This is a genomic window from Saccharopolyspora sp. ID03-671 (assembly GCF_045278815.1).
GTDB lineage: Bacteria > Actinomycetota > Actinomycetes > Mycobacteriales > Pseudonocardiaceae > Saccharopolyspora > Saccharopolyspora ipomoeae.
The window spans coordinates 317,319-336,104 of sequence record NZ_CP134054.1; the positions used below are offsets into that span (position 1 = coordinate 317,319).

Sequence of the window (18,786 nt, forward strand, 5' to 3'; positions counted from 1 at the left end):
GGTTGCCGGAGGGTGCGCGGTTGGTGGGGTTCTCGGTGGAGGCGGTGGTGTCGGCGGTGCGTCGTGCGGTGACGCGGGCGTCGGGGTGGGCTGAGCACGAGTGGGAGTTGGTGCGGGAGGGGCCGCGTTCTCCGTTGATGCACATGGCGTTGGACGAGGTGCTGGCCGAGGAGGTGGGTGCGGGGCGTCGTGGTCCGACGTTGCGGTTCTGGGAGTGGTCCTCGCCTGCGGTGATCTTGGGTGGGTTCCAGTCGGTGCGCAACGAGGTGGATCTGGGGGCGGCCGGGCGGCACGGCATCGAGGTGGTGCGGCGGGTCACCGGTGGTGGGGCGATGTTCGTGGAGCCGGGGAACACGGTGACGTATTCGCTGTACGCGCCGCCGTCGTTGGTGGCGGGGTTGTCGGTGGCGGAGTCGTATCCGTTCTTGGACGACTGGGTGTTGGGTGTGCTGGGGGATTTGGGGCTGAACGTTTGGTATCAGCCGTTGAACGACATCGCGTCGGAGGGCGGGAAGATCGGTGGTGCGGCGCAGAAGCGGATGGGTTCGGGGGCGGTGTTGCATCACGTGACGATGTCGTACTCGATCGATGCCGCGAAGTTGGGTGAGGTGTTGCGGGTCGGGCGGGAGAAGTTGTCCGACAAGGGGGTGGCGAGCGCGGCGAAGCGGGTGGATCCGCTGGCGCGGCAGACGGGTTTGGCTCGCGAGGTGGTGATCGATCGGTTGATCGCGGGGTTCCGGTCGCGGTTCGGGTTGGTCGACGGGCCGGTGAGCGCGGTGGAGGAGGCGCGGGCCGGTGAGTTGGTGGCGTCGAAGTTCGCGACGGAGGGGTGGTTGTGGCGGGTCCCGTGATCGGTGTGGCTGTGACCGTGGTGGTCAGGTGATGACGTTGGGGAGGCCGGGGGTGCTGCGTTTGCGGCGGAGCCAGATCTTGCGGCTGCCGTCGGAGTAGAGCAGGACGCGGGAGAGTTCCCAGCCGGAGTACTCGGCGTGGATGCTGAGCTGGGTGGCGGCGCTGATGCGGGTGATGCCGGGTGGCAGGCGCAGTGGCCGGTATTCCCAGTCGGGGTCGGTGTCGAGTCCTTCAGCGGTTGTCACGGCTTCACCACCTGGTATCCGGCGCCGTTGGCGGAGGCGATGTAGAGGGTGTGGGTTTCCGGGTCGAGGGTGACCGAGTTGGGTTGGGTGATGGTGGGGATGCGGTGGGTTTCGCGGGGTTCGCCGCCTGCGATGTCGTAGCCGACGAGTTCGTTGGTGGCGGTGAGGGTGATCCAGGCGGTGTCGGTGGTGGGGTCGTAGGCGAGGCCGTAGGGGGTGCCGGGGACGGGGTAGCGCTGTTTGAGGACGAGGGGGTTGGTGCTGAAGGCGAGGAGGGCTTGGCCGCGGGTGTCGATGGTGAGCAGGCGGCCGTAGCGGTCGGTGGTGGCGTTGGTGGCGCCTTGTCCGGCTCGGAGTCCTGCGCCCTTCTCGCCGGTGTCGGGGTTGATGGGGGTGATGGCGGTGGTGAGTGTGTCGAGGAGGTGGAGCTGGCCGGCTTGGGTGAGGAGGAGTTGGGCGGGGCCTTCGAACTTCTCGGTGGTGGTGCCGGGTGTGCCGTCGGTGAGGATGGTGACGGTGGCGGTGTCGCGGAGGGCGACGGCGGTGCGGTGGGGGTCGAGGTCGAGGGCGTCGACGGGTGCGCCGGGCACGGGGGTGGGGTGTGCGGTGGTGGTGCGCAGGTCGATGCGGGTGATCTGGTCGGCGTCGGGGAGTGCGGCGAGGACCTGGCCGGTTTGGGCGCGGAGGCGGGCGGGTGCGGCGGGCAGGTCGAGGGTGCGTTGGGCGCCGGTGGTGGTGTCGATGAGGTGGAGCTGGGTGCCTGCGGCGAGCACGAGGGTGTGGGTGTCGGGGTCGTAGGCGGTGTGCTGGGTGGGTGGTGCGGGGTGCACGGTGCCTGCGGGTGGGGTGCTCGCGGGGGGTGCTGTGGCGGGTGTTGCGGTGGTGAGGTTGTCGGTGACCTGGAGGGGGTCGGTGTTGTCGTCCATGCCGCACCCGGTGAGCAGGGTGAGGGTGAGGCAGGTGATGACCAGACGACGCAAGCGAGGCCCTCCTGTGGTTGACCTGCGGTGTCTCCGCTGGGTGGTGGGTGTGTCCTCCAATATCCCTGATCGGGTTAGGGGTGGTGGTGCGGGGGTGGATCCTTCAGCGTGGCATTTCGCGCGGGTGGCGGGAAGTGCTGCTGGTTTTCGGGGTTATTGGGTTTCGGGGTAGCCGTGCTGGGGTGCGCTGATGTCGTCGAGGGCGGCGCGGATGGCTGGGGGGAGGGTGAGTTCTTCGGAGCCGAGTGCGGTTTTGAGTTGGGCGGTGGTGCGGGCGCCGAGGACGGGGGCGGTGACGCCGGGGCGGTCGCGGACCCAGGCGAGGGCGACTTGGGCGGGGGTGGTGGTGAGTCCTTCGGCGGCGGTGAGGAGTGCTTGGACGATGCGGGCGGCGCGTTCGGTGCGGTGGTGTTCGACGTAGCCGGAGAGGTGGGTGGTGGCGCCGCGGGAGTCGGGTGGGGTGGTGTTGCGGTATTTGCCGGTGAGGACGCCGCGGCCGAGGGGTGCCCAGGCGAGGATGCCGAGTCCGTGGTGTGCGGCGGCGGGGATGACTTCGCGTTCGATGCCGCGTTCGAGCAGGGAGTACTCGGTTTGGGTGGAGATGAGGGGTGTACGGGTGGGGTGGTGGTGCTGGTGCGCGGCGGCGGTGGCGGTTTGCCAGCCGGTGTAGTTGGCGATGCCGGTGTAGCGGACGCGGCCGGTGGTGACGGCGGTGTCGAGGGCGGCGAGGGTTTCGTCGAGGGGGACGTGGGGGTCCCAGTTCTGGAGTTGCCAGAGGTCGATGTGGTCGGTGCCCAGGCGGCGGAGTGAGTCGTCGAGGGCGGCGAGGAGGGCGCCGCGGGAGGCGCCGCCGCCGAAGGGGCCGGGTTTGCGGCGGGCGGCGGCTTTGGTGGCGAGGATGATCTCGTCGCGGGGGATGTGGTGGGTGAGCAGGTGGCCGAGGAGTTCTTCGGCGTGGCCGCGTTGGTAGACGTCGGCGGTGTCGATGAGGGTGCCGCCTGCGTCGTGGAAGGTGGTCAGCTGGTCGGCTGCTTCGTCGGCGTCGACGTCGAGGCCCCAGGTCATGGTGCCGAGGGCGAGTCGGGAGACGCGTAGGCCGCTGTTGCCGAGTTGTCGCTGTTCCACGGTGTTGGAGGGTAGGGGGTGTGGTGGGTGTGGCTGGTGATGTGGTGTCGGCGGGTCCGGTGTGGCGTGGTGTGGATCACACTGTGGCGGTATGTCGGCCTCGTGTGCGCGGTGCGTAATCGTGTGGCGGCTGACCTGCCCTGATGGGGTGATCAAGGGTGGCGGAGGTTGACAGGGGGCGATGCTGCAAGATTCGAGGACCGGGCCGGCAGTTCCGTAAGAGGGCCCGGGTTCCCCCTGTCGATCGTGTGGAGTGGGTTTCGTGTCGTGGTTGCAGGCCATGGTTCTGGCCGTGGTCCAGGGACTCACCGAGTTCCTGCCGATTTCCTCGTCCGGGCATCTGTCGATCGTGTCGAAGTTGTTCTTCGGCGATGACGCGGGTGCCTCGTTCACCGCGGTGACGCAGATCGGTACCGAACTGGCGGTGGTGATCTACTTCATCGGCGACATCGTCCGGTTGATCGCCGTGTGGTTCCGCGGTCTGTTCAACGCCGAGGTGCGTTCCACCCAGGACTACAAGCTGGCCTGGTACGTGATCGTGGGCAGCCTGCCGATCGGACTCCTGGGCTTCTTCTTCCAGGACTACATCCGCTCGACGCTGCGCAGCCTCTGGATCACCGGCGCCACGCTGGTGATCTTCGGTGTGCTGATGGGGCTGGCCGAGCGGTACGGCAAGCAGCTGCGCGAGCAGGCTCGGCTGCGGCTGAGCGACGGTGTGCTGATGGGCTTCGCGCAGGCGATGGCGCTGATCCCGGGTGTGTCCCGTTCCGGCGGGACGATCACCGCGGGTCTGGCGCTGGGCCTGACGCGGGCGACGGCGGTGCGGTTCTCGTTCCTGCTGGCGATCCCGGCGGTGTTCGCCGCCGGGTTGTCGGAGATCCCGCACGTGTTCGAGCCCAGCCCGTACGGGCTGCAGCCCACCGGGGCGCAGATGATCGTGGCCACCATCGTGGCCGGCGTGATCGGCTACGCGGTGATCGCGTGGCTGCTGCGGTTCGTGGAGCGCCACAGCGTCTACCTGTTCGTCTGGTACCGGATCGTGCTGGGCGGGCTGGTGTTCGCGCTGCTGGGCTTCGGCGTCATCCAGCCGTGAGGCGGTTGATCGCCCGGCCGCGAGGCGTTTGATCGCGAGGTGAACATGGAGACGTCGGGGCGGTCCTGCCGGGACCGCCCCGACGTTTTTGCGCCGTGCCGGGCCCCTCGCGCCCGTTCGGTGGTCGCGGCGCCTACCCTCGGCGGACGTGGCGACTCTCATCCTCGTTCGGCATGCGCGTTCCTCGGCCAACGGTTCCGGTGTTCTGGCCGGGCGCGCTCCCGGTGTCGGTCTCGACGAGACCGGTCGTGGCCAGGCCGCGACACTGCCCTCCCGCCTGGATGGCGTGCCGCTGAAGCGGGTCGTGGTCTCCCCGCTGCAGCGCTGCCAGGAGACGGTGGCCGGGCTGGCTGCCGGGCGCGAGCTGGAGCCGGTGGTCGAGCAGCGGCTCTCCGAGGTCGACTACGGCGACTGGACCGGCCAGAAGATCAAGGACCTCACCGGTGAGGAGCTGTGGAAGGTCGTGCAGCAGCACCCCTCGGCGGCGGTGTTCCCCGGTGGTGAGGGGCTGGCCGAGGTGCAGGCGCGCGCGGTGGCCGCGGTGCGCGAGCACGACCGCCAGGTCGCCGACAACGAGGTGTGGTTGCTGTGCAGCCACGGGGACGTGATCAAGTCGGTGCTGGCCGACGCGCTGGGGCTGCACCTGGATTCCTTCCAGCGCATCGTCGTCGACCCGTGTTCGGTGAGCGTGGTCCGCTACACCGAGACCCGGCCTTTCGTGCTCAAGGTCAACGACACCGGCAGCGACGTCTCCGGTCTGCTGCCGCCCGCCGAGCCCGAGCAGTCGAGCTCGGATGCGGTGGTGGGAGGCAGCACCGGCAAGGCCTGATCGCCGCAACCCGGATACAGCGGTCTGTCCGGACACGGGTGTCTAGTCGAGGATCTCCACGACGTGGCAGCGGCGTCCGGCGGGCAGGTGTCGCCGGTGGCCGCTGGTGAAGCCCACGGTGATGCGCTCGGTGTCGTCGCGGGTGACGGTTTCGACGATGCCGACCGGTCCGATCGCGCCGTGCAGCCGCACCGGGGTGCCCGGGCGCAGGCGGTGGGCGGGCACGCGCCGCAGGTTGGTGGCCCGCGAGGCCGGGCGCAGGCGGCGGATCCACAGCCACCACGCGGCCAGGCCCACCACCGCGAGCACCAGCGGCAGCCACGTCCACACCCACGTCAGGGCCAGGCCGGCGGCCAAGCCGCTCAGCGCGGCCCACAGGCCCGAGGAGATCGCCAGGGGGCCGATCTGCAGCCAGCCGGTGGTGCGGATCGTGCCGTCGGCCTGGGTGCCTCGTGGCGGGGTGGGTGGGGCTTCGTCGGGGAAGTCGAGGTCTTCGCCGACACCGCGGCGCTGGGAGTGCTCCGGGGTGATCTTGACGAGGGTCTCGTGTCCGTGCAGGGCCTCGTCGCGGATGGGGGTGAGCTCGCCGCGCACGAGGGTTTCGCGGTCGGACAGCGGGATGTCGTGGCGCTGGTGTTCGGGGTTCACCATTCTTGCCACCTCCAGGCTCCGTCGGTGTAGTCGCAGACGTAGCGGTCGCCGTCCTCGCCGCGCGCCACGTCGCCGGGTTCGTCGCACGGCTGGCCGGCGGCGACCTCGGGCGGGCGTTGCGCGCCGGGGTGGCTGGTCGTGGTCGGCGCCGTCGTGGTTTCCGGTGGCGGAGGGGGTGGTGTGGTGGACGTGGTCCTGCGGGTGCTGCTGCTGCGCTTGCTCGTGGTGGTCGAGGTCGGTGACGGGCTGGTGGTGGGTTCGGCCGCGGTGGTCTCCGGCGGTGGGGGCGGGGGTGTGGTCGTCGGGGCGAGGTGGACGACCTGCGGTGCCGGTGGGCTCGCCTGGGGCTGGTCGGGGGTGGCGGGCAGGTTGGCGACCACGCCCGCTCCGGTGGCCGTGATCAGGGCCAGGGCGGGCAGCAGTCGGACCGCCAGGGGGCTTTTCCACCACAGGCGGAGCGGGGCCGGGGATCGGGCGGGCACGTCTCGGGGTCTCCTTCAAGCGGGGTCCCGCGCACCCTAGCCGAAATCTGTGAAACACGTCTCCGATCTTGGATGCGAAAACCGTTGGCATGACGTAGAAGACACCTACCGGCACGTACCGTGACCCTCCACTGTGGTGTGTGGGGTGTCGGTGGCGGGGTGCATCATCGAGGTCATGGTGATCGAACTGCGGGATCGGGGCGAGATCGAGGCGCTGGCCAGCACCGGATCGGTGGTCGCCGCCGTGCTGCGCGCGGTCGGTGCCCGCGCCACGCCCGGTACGAGCCTGGGGGAACTGGACGAGATCGCCCGCGACACCGCCGACCGGTACAGCGCGCGGCCGGTTCAGGGGCGGGTGATCACCACCTCGCTCAACGACGAGATCACCGGCGGTGCCGCCGACGCCCGCGTCCTGGTCGACGGCGACCTGCTCAGCGTCGCCGCGACGCTGGACAAGCAGGGCTGGTTCGCCCGCGCGGCCACCACCGTGCCGGTGGGCACCGTCGCCGAGGACGACCGGCTGCTGCTCGCCGCCACCCGCCAAGCCCTGGCCGACGGCATCGCCGCCGCCAAACCCGGAGCGCGCCTGGGCGATGTCTCCCGCGCGATCGGCCTCGTCGCCCGCAGCAACGGCTACGGCATCCCACCCCTGGGCGGTCACGGCCTGGGTCGTCAACCCCGCCAAGAGCCCGCGGTCGCCAACGACGGCCACCCCGGTCAAGGCCTCCCGCTGCGCCCCGGTCTGGTGTTCACCCTCGAACCGATCTTCACCGCAGGCGGCCACGACCACCTCGACACCGACCACCACCCCCTCCTGCGCACCACCGACGAATCCCGAGCGGCCCACACCGGCCACACCCTGGCCATCACCCCCACCGGCCCCCGCGTCCTCACCGCGTGACGGCAGCGGCGGGCGGGGGCCGGTGAGCGGCTCGATGAGCTGTCCCCCGCAGGACCCGCCCCGACCGCGCTAGTCGACGGTGAGGACGACTTTGCCGAGGTTGGTTCTGGATTCGAGGGTTTCGTGAGCCCGGGCTGCTTCGGTCAGGGGGATCTGGTCGTGGACGCGGGTGCGCAGCCGTCCTTGGCGGTGCTGGTCCCAGAGTTCGTCGCGCCAGTAGGCGTGCAGGGACGGTTTCGGGGGTGCGCCCATGCGGAAGCCGGTGGCCGAGGCGCCGCGCAGCACCAGCTCGCGCGAGGAGATCGGGCCGGGTTGGCCCGCGAAGGTCACCAGCCTGCCTCCGGGGCCCAGGGCGCGGACGGTGCGGCTCAGCAGGTCGCCGCCGACGGCGTCGAGGACCACCTCCACCGGATCGCCCCAGTCGTGGTCGGCGTAGTCGACGACGCGCTCGGCGCCGAGGTTGGTGAGGTGGGCGCGCTTGTCGGCGGCGTTGCTGACCGCGGCGACCACGCGGGCGCCGCACCCGCGGGCGATCTGGACGGCCATGGTGCCCACCGCGCCGGCCGCGGCGGTGATCAGGACCGTTTCGCCGTGGCCGAGCATGCCCGTCGCGCAGGCCTGGCGGGCGATGAGACCGCTGCGCACCAGTGCGATCGCGGTGATGGCGTCGGCGTGGTCGGGGATGGGGGACGCCAGGGGTTCGGCGAGCAGGGCCAGTTCGGCGTAGGCGTGCTCGAAGCACAGTCCGGTGACCCGCTGGCCCGGCCGGATGCCGCGGACACCGGCACCCAGGGCGTGGACGGTGCCGGCGATTTCTCCGGCCAGCGGGGCGGGTTCGGGTCCTTCGCGGACCCGGCGCACCGTGGGCAGGGTGACGCCGATGGCTTCGCAGGCCACCAGCAGCTGGCCCGGCCCGGGTTCGGGGACGGGGGCGTTCTCGACGAACAGGACCTCGGGTCCGCCGTGGACGACGTGGTTGACGCGGCGCATGACGCTGCCTCCTCCAATTCGATGGGTTCACCAACGAATTGGAGGGTAGGAGCACTACCGTTGGGTGGTCCAACGATTTTTCGCTAGGGTGCCCGCGTGACCGAACGCGCCCTGCAGCACATCCAGTCCCTGCCCAGCTGGCTGACCGGACGCGTCGCCGCCCGCGGCCGCGAACTCCTCGCCCACGCCCTGGCGGGCGAAGGGCTGCGGCTGAGCCACTACGCCGTGCTCGCGGCCGTCGCCGAGCACGGCCCCACCGCCCAGGCCGAGCTGGTGCGCCGCCTGGAGATCGACCGCAAGGACGTCGTCGGCCTGCTCAACGACCTCCAAGCCCGCCACCTCGTGCAACGCAGACCCGACCCGGCCGACGGCCGCAAGAACGCCGTGTCGGTCACCGACGAGGGCAGGGCCACCCTGCAACGCTGCGCCGCGCTGGCCGAGCAGGCCAACCAGCAGCTGCTGGCGCCCCTGAGCGCCACCGAGCGCGAACTGCTCATCACCCTGCTGGCCCGCTTGCAGCGCGCCGACCAACCGGGTGATCAGTGCCAGTAGGTGTGCAGCCGCTCGGGCGTGAACGCGCCCTTGTCGGTGACCACGGTGCTCACCAGGTGCGGGTCGGTGACGTCGAAGGCCGGGTAGAGGCCGGTGACCTTGTCGCTGGCGCTGCGCCGCCCCAGGGTGTGCAGGACCTCGTCGCCGTCGCGGAACTCGATCGGCACCTGCGCCCCCGTCGCGGTCTCCGGATCCGGGGCGTGGCACAGGGCGTGGAAGGGCACGTCGAAGGCGCGCGCGGCCACCGCCAGGCCCAACGTGCCGACCTTGTTGATCACCGAACCGTCCATGCTGACCCGGTCCGAGGCGGTCACCAGCGCGTCGACCCGGCCCTCGCGCATCAGCGACGCGGGCATGCCGTCGGTGACCAGCGTGACCGTCACCCCCATCTCGGCCAGGGACTCGGCGGTCAACCGCGCGCCCTGCAGGTAGGGGCGAGTCTCGGTGCAGACGAACTCCGGACGTTTGCCCTGCTCCAGCAAGGCCTCCACCAGACCCAGCAGGTACAGATCGCCCCAGCAGTGGGTCAGCACCCGAGCGCCCTCGCCGAGCAGCTGCGCGCCCGCCCGGCCCATCCGCCGGCACCGATCCCGGTAATCGGCATCCCCGGCACGAGCGCCCTCCAGCGCGGCCGCGTCGACATCCTCGCGCTCGGCGATCGCCTCCAGCACGAACGCCGCGGCCTTGCGCGGCTGATCATTGGTCGGACGGGTCGCGATCAACCGGCTCGCCGCCGCCTCCACGCGCTCGCGCGCCACCTCGGGCGCACACCCCCGCGCGTCGCGCGCGGCCAGCGCCAACCCCCACAGCACCGCGAAGTACGGGCCCGAGGACTGGGTCACCATCTCCTCGATCGCCCGCGCCACCTCCTCCACGGTGCGCGCGTGCACCCACCGGCGCTCGAACGGGAACACCCGCCGATCCAGGATGTGCACGCCGTCGTCATCGAAGCGGACGCTGTCGGCGAGAACGGGGGTGACTGGAGACGACATCGCATCCTTCATCGAGCGCGAACCGGCACGGGCACCGGTGAGCCTAACCAGCCCGCCTCGCACACCCCGGCCCCCACCAACTCGTTTGCTAAGCTCACGACACCGCGTTGATCGCCGCACACGCAGGCTTGATCACCCGAGGCACCGCGACACCCGAGCCCCTCACCCCGCACCACCCGGCGCAGCCAGAAGGACACCGCAGTTGACCCACCCCCGCCCCGCCGACACCGGCCCCGTGCTGCGCGCCACCGACGTCGACGTCGTGCGCGAGGGCACCCACCTGCTCCGCTCGGTGTCGATCGACGTCCACCCCGGCCAGCACTGGGCCCTGCTCGGCGCCAACGGCGCGGGCAAATCCACCCTGCTCAACCTGCTGGGCGCCCACAACCACCCCACCCGAGGCAGCGTGGAGGTCCTCGGACACCGCCTCGGCGCCGTGGACATGCGCGCGCTGCGCAGCCTCGTCGGCCACATCAACCCCCGCCACCCGCTCCGAAGCCCCCTGACCGTGCGTCAGGTCGTGCTCACCGGACTGACCAACACCACCGAACCCGTCCCGCGCCGGAACCCCACCGACGACGAAATCACCCGCGCCGAACGGCTCATCAGCGTCCTGGGCATCGCCGAACGCGACCAGGCCCGCTGGGACACCCTGTCCCAAGGCGAACGCGGCCGAGCCCTCATCGCCCGCGCCCTGATGCCCCAACCCCGGCTGCTGCTGCTCGACGAACCCGCCACCGGCCTCGACCTGGCCGCCCGCGAACAACTCCTCACCAGCCTCGACCAGCTTCGCCACGACCACCCCGACCTGGCCACCGTGCTGGTCACCCACCACCTCGAAGAACTGCCCACCGGCACCACCCACGCCCTGCTGCTGCGCGAAGGCACCACCCTGGCCCGAGGACCGGTCGATCAGGTGCTCACCAGCGACCACGTCAGCAAGTGCTTCAACCACCCCGTGCACCTGGCTCGCGACCACGGCCGCTGGCACGTCCGCGCCCGGGCCTGAAAAGCCCCGCGCACAAAAAGGACGGTGGTCCTGGCACGGGCGCAGGATGCAGGTCTGCGCCCGTGCCAGGACCACCGCCGGACCCGGGTGAAGAAGAGCTCTAGCGGCGCTTCTTCGGCGGGTCCTTGCGCAGCAGGTCCGGTCCGATGATCCGGCGCACCACGCGCCGCATCAAACCGCGCTTGCGCGGAGCCGCCGCCGGCTTGCCGCCCACCGCGGGCTGCGGACCCGTCAACGCCGCAGGTGAAGCCGCCGACACCTCCGGGTTGAGGCGCTTGGCGAACTCCGGCTGCTCATCGCGGATCGCGGGAATGTAGGGCTGGGTGACCTCGACGTGCTCGGGCACCGGCGGCGGAGCCAACGGCAGGCCCGCCACCTCCGGGCCACCACCCATCGGCGGCTGCGGCGGCATCCCGGGCTGCGCCGTCGGGGGCTGCGACACCGGGGGCTGGGGGGACGGGGGGATCGAGGGCATCGACGCCGGTTCGTCGGCGTAGAAGGCCTGGAAGGCCGTGTCACCGGCGATCGAGTCCTGACCCGCCTCGGGGGAGCGGGACGGGTAGCCACCGGGATCGAGGGCCTCGGCGAAGGTCGTGCCCTGCGACATCGCCGTGCTCGGACGGGGCGGCAACGACCCCTGCGACGGCTGATCGAACTGCGGGGGGTCGAACGGGGCCTGGTCGAAAGGGGCTCGGTCGAACTGCTGCTGCGAGGCAGCGGTGCGGAACTCGCCCGCCTGCGGCGCGGCGGGAACCTCGTCCACCGGGCTCACCTGTCCCACGGGGTTCGCGGACTCCGCGGGAGCGACCTGGCCTCCGGTGTTGACCTGGTCCGTCGAGTCCACGGGCAGCTGGCCCATGATGCGTGTCGTCGGGGATCCCGGGTCCGGTTGCTGCTGTTGCGCTTCCGAGGGGACCACGGGCTGGAACCACGGTCGAGCAAGATCGTCTTGAATAGTCATCCGTATCGACTCTGCGTCAGCAAACGGCCAATGTCACCGGATCGGGGACTTCCCTTCCGGCGGAGCAGACCCTACCGGTCACGGACCGGTAAAGGACACCCCCGTGTTCCCTAACCCACGACCGCTCATCCGCACCGGCACTCGTCATCGGCCATGACCGCCTGCCTGAGCTGCCCGAACTCCGCCGCCAGCGTCGCCGCGGACCAATGCGCGTTCAGGCCACTGGGATTGGGCAACACCCACACCCCGGCCTCACCGATCGTCCGATCTTGCTTACCGAACGTGGCGCGCTTGGCGCCGAACGCCGCCCGGTAGGCGGTGATGCCCACGACCGCCACCCACTGCGGCCGATACCGCGCCACCTTCTGCGCCAGCACCTCGGCCCCGGCCGCGAGCTCGTCGTCGGAGAGATCGGCGGCCTTCGCGCTCGCCCGCGAGACCAGGTTCGTGATGCCCAAACCCAGCCCCAGCAGCTCCGATTGCTCCGAGGGGGCCAGCTCGCGCGGGGTGAAACCGCTGGCGTGCAGCACCGGCCAGAACCGGTTGCCCGGACGCGCGAAGTGAAAACCCGTGGCACCCGACCACAAACCCGGGTTGATCCCGCAGAACAGCACCTTCAGGTCCGGCGCCAGCACATCCCCGATCGTGGCCCCGCTGGCGGCTTCCAGTTCTTGCGCACTCGGCCGGTCACCCGACAACTGACCTACCTCCCCGTCCCCGGTTGTTCCACGGACCCTAACCACACCACCAGCACGCCCCGAAGGCAGCGCCCCCGCACGCGCCACCACCGGGCGCCAATGCGATCATGGCCGCCCGCGCGGTGCGACCCGCGCGAACGGCCATGACGTGAAAACCCAGGTCAGTCGGTGCCCGACTCCATCGCCGCGCGATCCAGCGCCTGCGACTCGGACTCCTCGGCACCCACCGAGGCGATCGCCTCAGCACCACCGGCCTGCAGCGAACCCACCAGCTCGGTCTGCGCCTTGCCGACCAGCCCCAGCTGCGCGTAGCCCTCCAGCTTCGCCCGCGAATCGGCGATGTCGAGGTTGCGCATCGTCAGCTGGCCGATCCGGTCGGTCGGGCCGAACGCGGCGTCCTCGGTGCGCTCCATCGACAGCTTGTCCGGGTGGTAGGAGAACGCCGGGCCGCGGGTGTCGAGGATCGAGTAGTCCTCACCCCGGCGCAGCCGCAACGTCACCTCACCGGTGATCGCCGAACCCACCCAGCGCTGCAGCGACTCCCGCAGCATCAGCGCCTGCGGATCGAACCAACGACCCTCGTACATCAACCGGCCCAGCTTGCGGCCCTCGTTGTGGTAGGAGGCCACGGTGTCCTCGTTGTGGATGGCGTTGACCAGCCGCTCGTAGGCGGTGAACAGCAGCGCCATGCCCGGGGCCTCGTAGATGCCGCGGCTCTTGGCCTCGATGATGCGGTTCTCGATCTGGTCGCTCATGCCCAGGCCGTGCCGGCCACCGATCGCGTTGGCCTCGTGGACCAGGTCGACCGGCGAGGAGAACTCCTTGCCGTTGATGGCCACCGGCCGGCCCTGCACGAACGACACCGTCACGTCCTCGGGCGCGATGGCCACCGACTCGTCCCAGAACCGCACACCCATGATCGGGTCCACGATCTCGATGCCGGTGTCGAGGTGCTCCAGCGACTTCGCCTCGTGCGTGGCACCCCAGATGTTGGCGTCGGTGGAGTAGGCCTTCTCCGCCGAGTCCCGGTAGGGAAGACCGTGCTCGACCAGCCACTCCGACATCTCCTGCCGGCCGCCCAGCTCCTGGACGAAGTCCTCGTCCAGCCACGGCTTGTAGATCCGCAGCCGCGGGTTGGCCATCAGCCCGTAGCGGTAGAACCGCTCGATGTCGTTGCCCTTGAACGTCGACCCGTCGCCCCAGATCTGCACGTCATCGGCCAGCATCGCCCGCACCAGCAGGGTGGCGGTCACCGCGCGGCCCAGGGGAGTGGTGTTGAAGTAGGTGCGCCCACCCGAGCGGATGTGGAACGCCCCGCAGGCCAGCGCCGTGAAGCCCTCCTCGACCAGCGGCTCGCGGCAGTCGACCATGCGCGCGATCTCGGCGCCGTAGTCCTTGGCCCGGCCCGGGATCGAAGCGATGTCGGACTCGTCGTATTGCCCGATGTCGGCGGTGTAGGCGCACGGCACCGCGCCCTTGTCGCGCATCCAGGCCACGGCGACGGAGGTGTCGAGACCCCCGGAGAAGGCGATGCCGACCCGCTGGCCGACCGGCAGAGACGTCAGAACCTTGGACATGGCAGAAAGTTTATGCGATGGGCTGTATGGTTATCCACCCGGGTGGCCCATCGGTGTGAAACCTCACCCCACCCCGGCCCACCAATGGGGTGGGGGAAGTTTTCATGAAAACTTCCTTCGACCGCGCGAGCACGGGCCGGGGGCACCCCAACGTCGGCATCGCCGGGGTTCGCCGCGACACTTCGGCCGGAGGGGAGTCTCGTGGACGTGGCGGCTTCGAGCCGAAGCCGGTGGTACGCGCCTGGAACCGCAGCACACCGGGTTCGATCTCGACGATCACCGCGAGCGGGCCGCCTGCGAGCGCATGGGGCCCCGGGTGACGCGACACCGTTCTGCCCCGCCCGGCCGAACTCGCACCCGGCATCGGGTGAGGTCGTGGTGGGCGAGCTCACCGGGTTCCGAGCTGACCCGTGCGGTGGGGTTGGGCAGAATCGGAGGGACGAGGATCCGGACGAGGCGCACCGTACCTGGACATGCAAAGACGGTGCAGGCGCGGAGGAGCGCGCACGTCATGGCATGGATCGTCCTGATCATCTCCGGCATGTTCGAAGCCGTGTGGGCCGTGGCCCTGAGCAAGTCCGAAGGCTTCACCCGGCTGGTCCCCTCACTGGTGTTCCTCGCCGGTCTGACCGTCAGCATGGGCGGACTGGCCCTGGCGATGCGCACCCTTCCCGCCGGGACCTCGTACGCGGTGTGGGTGGCCATCGGTGCCGTGCTCACGATCGGCTACTCGATGGCCACCGGCGACGAATCGATCTCCCCGATCAAGATCGCCCTGCTGTTGGGGCTGATCACCTGCGTCGTCGGCCTCAAACTCGCCCACTGAGCCGGTCCCGGGGCGTGCCGTCCCAGCGCCAGCGGGTCAGCCGCGCACGCCCCGGGATTTCGGCGCGGCCGGTGCACCACAGCAACGCCGGCCACGGCTCGGCGTCGGTGGGAGCGTCGGGGAAGAGCCGGTCGAGCACCTTCGCGCACAGCTCCGCCGGTGGCTCCCAATCCAGGCCCAGACCGTCGGTGACGTCGTGGGTGTGCACGAGCGTTTCCACCACGCCCATCGCCGCGAAACCTTCCGCGTCGGAGACACCGAAGACGTGGTAGGAGCGCAGGTCGGGGCGGGTGGTGCGCACCATCGCCACCAGCAGGGCGGCCGTGGCCTCCAGGGTCAGCAACAAGCCGTCCGGGCCGGTGTCGGGATCGGCGTGCACCGCGTTGAACGGGCCGCCCTCGCGGCGCGGCCGCCAGAGCAACGGCATCTCGCGGTCCCGCGGCGGGTTCGCGGGACCCAATTGCACGGCGTAGGAGAACAGGTCGTCGCTGAGGTGCTCGACGGTCTCCCACCGATCCCACTCCAACGACCCGGCCTTCTCCCGCCACGCCTCGGCGGGAACCCGCCGCAACACCGCCAGCGACAACCGCACCGAGCCGGCCAGGTCCTCGGCGCTCACCTCGATTCGAGACATCCCCGGACCCTAGCGCCACCACCTGCACCGCACCCGCGAATTCTCGCGGCTGCCGTTGTGCCGCGCGGAGTTTTATGGCCTCAGCGACCTGCCTCTAGCGTCGGGATCATGTTTCGCTCAGCCGCCGAATGCCTGGCCGCGATGCGCACCGGTGAGGTGTCCTCAGTGGAGTTGACCGCCGAGGCCATCGCCCGCGTCGAAGCGCACGACGGAGAGATCAACGCGATGTGCGTGCCGGATTTCGGCCGCGCACATCGCGCCGCGCACCAGGCGGATCAAGCGCGCCGCGACGGCCGGGACGGACCGCTGCTGGGCGTTCCGGTCACGGTCAAGGAGTGCTTCGACATCGCCGGGCTACCCACGACGTGGGGAATCCCGGCGCACCGCGACCACTACCCGGACGCCGACGCCGTGCAGGTGGAGCGGATCAAGGCGGCCGGAGCGGTCGTGCTCGGCAAGACCAACGTGCCCCTGGGCTTGCAGGATCTGCAGAGCTTCAACGACCTCTACGGCACCACCCGCAACCCCTGGGATCACGACCGCACCGCGGGAGGCTCATCCGGTGGATCGGCCGCGGCCTTGGCCTGCGGGTTCGGTGCCCTGTCGCTCGGCTCGGACCTGGCCGGGTCGCTGCGCACCCCCGCGCACTTCTGCGGGATCTACGCCCACAAGCCCACCCTCGGTCTGGCCGCCACCCGCGGCATGGTCGCGCCGGGCGAACCGGTGCTGCCGGTGGAGCAGGATCTGGCCGTGGTCGGCCCGATGGCGCGCACCGCCGGTGATCTCGCGCTGCTGCTGGAGGTCATGGCCGGGCCCGACCCGCTGACCCACGGCAAGGCGCACCGGGTGCGGCTCCCGCCCCCACGTCACCGACGGCTGGAGGACTTCCGGGTTCTGGTGCTCGACGAGCACCCGCTGATCACGACCGGCGTGGCCGTGCGGACCGGACTGGAACGCGTCGCCGCGGCGCTCGTCGACGGCGGCGCCCGCGTCGAACGGGGAAGTGCGTTGTTGCCGGACCTGGCCGAGGCGGCGCGGATCTACACCGAGCTGCTGTTCTCCGGCTCCGTCGCGCGCTTCCCCCTCGATGCCGACGACGACCTCCGGGCCCGTGCCGCGGAATTCGGCGCGCGGGATCGAAGTCTGGAGGCGACGCGGTGGCGGGCGATGGTCTGCAGCCACCGCGACTGGATGCTCGCCCAGCGGAGCCGCGAACTGCATCGCCACGGTTGGCGGCGCCTGTTCGCCGAGTTCGACGTCGTGGCCTGCCCGATCACACCCACCCCCGCCTTCGGCCACGACCACGACCCGAACCCGCTGGGACGTCGCCTCGACGTCGACGGCGTCGACTACCCGTACTTCGACCAGCTCGTGTGGGCGGGCCTGGCCACCATGCCCGGCCTGCCGGCCACTGCCATCCCGACAGGACTCTGCGATGAAGGGCTGCCGGTGGGGATTCAGCTGATCGGCCCGGCTTTCGAAGACCACACCCCGCTGCGCCTGGCCGCGCTCCTCGAGCAGCTCCTCGGCGGTGTCCGCCCGCCCGCTTAGTCGTCGAGGAGGTGACGCGGGTACTTGTCGTGGTCGTTGACGAGGTCGCGGGTGAGCCGGACCGGCGGGTCGTGGGCGTAGTCGACCGGCGAGCACCCGGTAGAGCCAGCAGCACGGGGGAGTGGGGCGCGACGATCGTTTGACCGCTCTGCCGCGCGAGCTCGACCAGACGCGCCAGCAGTGCCATGCAGCCGCGCACCGACAACATTGCCGGAGCGGTGGGCCACCAGATCCAGAAACGATTCGCCGTGCGAGCGCTCGTGCGGCTCGACGCCGCCGTAGGCCGGCATTAGCGGCGGCGAGCCGGGGTCCTCGTCGAGACGTTCGATCTCGCTGGCGAGGTTGTCGGTGGGACTCGGCGCGCAGGAAGAACCCCGTGTGCGGCGTGCGGTTCCAGCGCACGATCAGATCGATCAGCGTGGATTTGCCGGAGCCCGTACTCCTCGACCAGAAGCGTCACTGACGCATCCAGGTCCAGTCCGCCTAGGAGGGCGAGGTGGGAGACCACCGTCCAGTGTGAAGGGGTAGCGGCCGGTGCCGGATCCGGGTTCAGGCGCGCGTGGCGCAGGAACACCCCGTGGGCGCGCCTCCCGGCTCTGCCGCATGACCCGACGCTAGCGCGCCCGCCCTTCAGCGGGACGACCCCGCACGGTTCTCGCGTGGTTCCGACCCTCCTCGTCACTATTACGTTACTAACGTTTTGAACCCAACGAAACGGAACTCTGACGAGGGAAAACGGACAGAAGGGAGGCGCGCATAATCGCGCTTATGTGCGGTAAGATGGGATCATGGAGATTCAGGCGGCGGGTGGCGGCAGCTCGGTGGGCACGCGGGCGCAAACGGAACTGCTGGCCGCGACCACCCGCACCGGCCACACCCTCACCGCGCTGATCGCCTCCTGGCTGGGCTCGTTCACCGACTCCGCCGACACCCGCAGCGCCTACACCCGGGACCTGCGCGAGTACCTGGACTGGTGCACCCGCCGCGACCTCGACCCGCTGACCGTGCGGCTGCCGGAGGTGCAGATGTACGCCGCCGAGCTGGCCGCCACCGCCAACCCGCGCACGGGCAGGCCCCCGGCGGCCTCCACCAGGGCGCGCAAGATCGCCGCGGTCTCCAGCTTCTACACCCACCTGGTGCGCGCCGGAGCCATCGACGCCAACCCGGCCCGTGATGCCGCCCGGCCCCGCTACGACCGCCGGCACTCGCCGACCACCAGCGTTTCGGCCGAGCAGGCCTCGGTGATGCTGGCCGAAAGCCGCTCCTACCGGCATCGGACGCTGGGGCCGCAGGCCGCCGCGCTGGTGATGGCGCTGCTGATCGACCTGGGCGTGCGGGTCTCGGAGCTCTGCCACGCCGATCTGGCCGATCTCGGGCAGCGCGAGGGGATGCGGGTGCTCACGGTGCGGATGAAGGGCGGCAAGGTGCGCACCCGGCCCATCCCGCACGGCCTGCACGGGGTGCTCGACGCCTACTTGCAGCAGCGGCCCGAGGCCGACACCGACGCGCTGGTGATCACCCGGGACGGGCGGCGCGTCAACCGCCACCAGATCTACCGGCTCGTGCAGGCCCTGGCGGCCCAGGCCGGGGTGCCGATGCCGCAGCGCATCACCCCGCACTCGATGCGCCACACCTTCAACACCATCGCCCGCCAGCACGGCGCGGCCCTGGAGGACCGCCGCGACGCGCTCGGGCACTCCTCGGCGGCCATCACCCAGCTCTACGACCACGTGGCGCTGTCGCTGACCCGCGATCCGGCGCATCTGGTGGCCGAAGCGACCCGATCCCAACCGGATTCATCCGAGCAATCCCCCTAATCCGTTCGGTCACGGTGACGA

The 18,786-nt window shown here is 70.7% G+C and carries 20 protein-coding genes and 1 riboswitch; of the genes, 9 read left to right on the forward strand and 11 right to left on the reverse strand.

Annotation, left to right across the window (positions count from 1 at the left end; all coding sequences use genetic code 11):
- The first annotated feature begins 35 nt into the window (after positions 1-35).
- Complete coding sequence (locus REH65_RS01530) at positions 36-851, forward strand: biotin/lipoate A/B protein ligase family protein (protein WP_406690930.1); 816 nt, start codon at positions 36-38, stop codon at positions 849-851.
- Positions 852-875: 24 nt separating this feature from the next.
- Here REH65_RS01530 and REH65_RS01535 read toward each other — a convergent pair whose 3' ends face one another.
- The 3 genes from REH65_RS01535 to REH65_RS01545 all read right to left on the reverse strand — a co-directional run bounded on the left by REH65_RS01535 (position 876) and on the right by REH65_RS01545 (position 3,202).
- Positions 876-1,097, reverse strand: coding sequence for a DUF5703 family protein (locus REH65_RS01535; RefSeq protein ID WP_406690931.1), 222 nt, complete (start codon positions 1,095-1,097; stop codon positions 876-878).
- Positions 1,094-2,077, reverse strand: a complete 984-nt coding sequence (locus REH65_RS01540) for a YncE family protein (protein ID WP_406690932.1) — start codon at positions 2,075-2,077, stop codon at positions 1,094-1,096. Before REH65_RS01540 ends, REH65_RS01535 begins: the two co-directional genes overlap by 4 nt.
- 153 nt (positions 2,078-2,230) lie before the next feature.
- On the reverse strand, positions 2,231-3,202 hold the full coding sequence (locus tag REH65_RS01545) for an aldo/keto reductase (RefSeq protein ID WP_281454278.1): 972 nt from the start codon (positions 3,200-3,202) through the stop codon (positions 2,231-2,233).
- Positions 3,203-3,482: 280 nt separating this feature from the next.
- Here REH65_RS01545 and REH65_RS01550 point away from each other — a divergent pair, with 280 nt between their 5' ends.
- Complete coding sequence (locus REH65_RS01550) at positions 3,483-4,295, forward strand: undecaprenyl-diphosphate phosphatase (protein ID WP_406693056.1); 813 nt, start codon at positions 3,483-3,485, stop codon at positions 4,293-4,295.
- Positions 4,296-4,443: 148 nt separating this feature from the next.
- A complete protein-coding gene (locus REH65_RS01555; protein ID WP_406690933.1) occupies positions 4,444-5,124 on the forward strand; it encodes a histidine phosphatase family protein in 681 nt (226 codons plus the stop codon).
- Positions 5,125-5,166: 42 nt separating this feature from the next.
- Here the strand turns inward: REH65_RS01555 and REH65_RS01560 are convergent, their stop codons facing one another.
- Positions 5,167-5,775 (reverse strand): hypothetical protein, encoded by a 609-nt coding sequence (locus REH65_RS01560; RefSeq protein ID WP_406690934.1) that lies wholly within the window; start codon positions 5,773-5,775, stop codon positions 5,167-5,169.
- Positions 5,769-6,257 (reverse strand): hypothetical protein, encoded by a 489-nt coding sequence (locus tag REH65_RS01565; RefSeq protein ID WP_406690935.1) that lies wholly within the window; start codon positions 6,255-6,257, stop codon positions 5,769-5,771. The genes REH65_RS01560 and REH65_RS01565 overlap by 7 nt, the downstream gene beginning before the upstream one ends.
- 175 nt (positions 6,258-6,432) lie before the next feature.
- Here REH65_RS01565 and REH65_RS01570 point away from each other — a divergent pair, with 175 nt between their 5' ends.
- A complete protein-coding gene (locus REH65_RS01570; protein WP_406690936.1) occupies positions 6,433-7,158 on the forward strand; it encodes a type I methionyl aminopeptidase in 726 nt (241 codons plus the stop codon).
- Positions 7,159-7,227: 69 nt separating this feature from the next.
- Here the strand turns inward: REH65_RS01570 and REH65_RS01575 are convergent, their stop codons facing one another.
- Positions 7,228-8,148 carry a zinc-binding alcohol dehydrogenase family protein gene (locus REH65_RS01575; RefSeq protein WP_406690937.1) on the reverse strand — a complete coding sequence of 307 codons (921 nt, stop codon included), beginning with the start codon at positions 8,146-8,148 and terminating at the stop codon, positions 7,228-7,230.
- Positions 8,149-8,244: 96 nt separating this feature from the next.
- On the opposite strand from REH65_RS01575, the gene REH65_RS01580 reads away from it, so the two are divergent.
- A complete protein-coding gene (locus REH65_RS01580; RefSeq protein ID WP_406690938.1) occupies positions 8,245-8,700 on the forward strand; it encodes a MarR family winged helix-turn-helix transcriptional regulator in 456 nt (151 codons plus the stop codon).
- On the opposite strand, the gene REH65_RS01585 is transcribed toward REH65_RS01580, so the two are convergent.
- A complete protein-coding gene (locus REH65_RS01585) occupies positions 8,688-9,692 on the reverse strand; it encodes a s-methyl-5-thioribose-1-phosphate isomerase (protein ID WP_406690939.1) in 1,005 nt (334 codons plus the stop codon). The genes REH65_RS01580 and REH65_RS01585 overlap by 13 nt on opposite strands.
- Before the next feature lie 202 nt (positions 9,693-9,894).
- On the opposite strand from REH65_RS01585, the gene REH65_RS01590 reads away from it, so the two are divergent.
- Positions 9,895-10,701 (forward strand): ABC transporter ATP-binding protein, encoded by an 807-nt coding sequence (locus tag REH65_RS01590; protein ID WP_406690940.1) that lies wholly within the window; start codon positions 9,895-9,897, stop codon positions 10,699-10,701.
- Between the two features lie 100 nt (positions 10,702-10,801).
- Here the strand turns inward: REH65_RS01590 and REH65_RS01595 are convergent, their stop codons facing one another.
- From REH65_RS01595 to argG, 3 genes are all read right to left on the reverse strand, one after another.
- A complete protein-coding gene (locus tag REH65_RS01595; protein ID WP_406690941.1) occupies positions 10,802-11,560 on the reverse strand; it encodes a hypothetical protein in 759 nt (252 codons plus the stop codon).
- 227 nt (positions 11,561-11,787) lie between these two features.
- Complete coding sequence (mug, locus tag REH65_RS01600; protein ID WP_406690942.1) at positions 11,788-12,360, reverse strand: G/U mismatch-specific DNA glycosylase; 573 nt, start codon at positions 12,358-12,360, stop codon at positions 11,788-11,790.
- Positions 12,361-12,521: 161 nt separating this feature from the next.
- The gene (gene argG / locus REH65_RS01605) at positions 12,522-13,937 is read right to left on the reverse strand and encodes an argininosuccinate synthase (RefSeq protein WP_281454290.1); all 1,416 of its coding nucleotides are present in this window, start codon (positions 13,935-13,937) and stop codon (positions 12,522-12,524) included.
- A 425-nt stretch (positions 13,938-14,362) separates the two neighbouring features.
- Positions 14,363-14,428, forward strand: a riboswitch (guanidine-III (ykkC-III) riboswitch).
- A gap of 20 nt (positions 14,429-14,448) precedes the next feature.
- Here argG and REH65_RS01610 point away from each other — a divergent pair.
- Positions 14,449-14,763 (forward strand): DMT family transporter, encoded by a 315-nt coding sequence (locus REH65_RS01610; protein ID WP_406690943.1) that lies wholly within the window; start codon positions 14,449-14,451, stop codon positions 14,761-14,763.
- Here REH65_RS01610 and REH65_RS01615 read toward each other — a convergent pair.
- On the reverse strand, positions 14,747-15,397 hold the full coding sequence (locus tag REH65_RS01615) for a hypothetical protein (protein WP_406690944.1): 651 nt from the start codon (positions 15,395-15,397) through the stop codon (positions 14,747-14,749). The two genes, REH65_RS01610 and REH65_RS01615, sit on opposite strands and share 17 nt — an antisense overlap.
- 108 nt (positions 15,398-15,505) lie before the next feature.
- On the opposite strand from REH65_RS01615, the gene REH65_RS01620 reads away from it, so the two are divergent.
- Together REH65_RS01620 and REH65_RS01625 are read left to right on the forward strand one after the other, a co-directional pair.
- On the forward strand, positions 15,506-16,948 hold the full coding sequence (locus REH65_RS01620; protein ID WP_406690945.1) for an amidase: 1,443 nt from the start codon (positions 15,506-15,508) through the stop codon (positions 16,946-16,948).
- Positions 16,949-17,736: 788 nt separating this feature from the next.
- Positions 17,737-18,765: a tyrosine-type recombinase/integrase gene (locus REH65_RS01625; RefSeq protein ID WP_281454296.1), complete on the forward strand. Its 1,029-nt coding sequence runs from the start codon at positions 17,737-17,739 to the stop codon at positions 18,763-18,765.
- Positions 18,766-18,786 lie beyond the last annotated feature (21 nt).

What these genes read in the sequence shown, in the direction of transcription:
- REH65_RS01615 (WP_406690944.1), bottom strand. Translation starts at nt 15,397, where the DNA reads ATGTCTCGAATCGAGGTGAGCGCCGAGGACCTGGCCGGCTCGGTGCGG.
- REH65_RS01625 (WP_281454296.1), top strand. Translation starts at nt 17,737, where the DNA reads ATGGAGATTCAGGCGGCGGGTGGCGGCAGCTCGGTGGGCACGCGGGCG.
- REH65_RS01560 (WP_406690934.1), bottom strand. Translation starts at nt 5,775, where the DNA reads ATGGTGAACCCCGAACACCAGCGCCACGACATCCCGCTGTCCGACCGC.
- REH65_RS01610 (WP_406690943.1), top strand. Translation starts at nt 14,449, where the DNA reads ATGGCATGGATCGTCCTGATCATCTCCGGCATGTTCGAAGCCGTGTGG.
- REH65_RS01595 (WP_406690941.1), bottom strand. Translation starts at nt 11,560, where the DNA reads ATGGGCCAGCTGCCCGTGGACTCGACGGACCAGGTCAACACCGGAGGC.
- argG (WP_281454290.1), bottom strand. Translation starts at nt 13,937, where the DNA reads ATGTCCAAGGTTCTGACGTCTCTGCCGGTCGGCCAGCGGGTCGGCATC.
- REH65_RS01585 (WP_406690939.1), bottom strand. Translation starts at nt 9,692, where the DNA reads ATGTCGTCTCCAGTCACCCCCGTTCTCGCCGACAGCGTCCGCTTCGAT.
- REH65_RS01620 (WP_406690945.1), top strand. Translation starts at nt 15,506, where the DNA reads ATGTTTCGCTCAGCCGCCGAATGCCTGGCCGCGATGCGCACCGGTGAG.
- REH65_RS01575 (WP_406690937.1), bottom strand. Translation starts at nt 8,148, where the DNA reads ATGCGCCGCGTCAACCACGTCGTCCACGGCGGACCCGAGGTCCTGTTC.
- REH65_RS01550 (WP_406693056.1), top strand. Translation starts at nt 3,483, where the DNA reads ATGGTTCTGGCCGTGGTCCAGGGACTCACCGAGTTCCTGCCGATTTCC.
- REH65_RS01570 (WP_406690936.1), top strand. Translation starts at nt 6,433, where the DNA reads ATGGTGATCGAACTGCGGGATCGGGGCGAGATCGAGGCGCTGGCCAGC.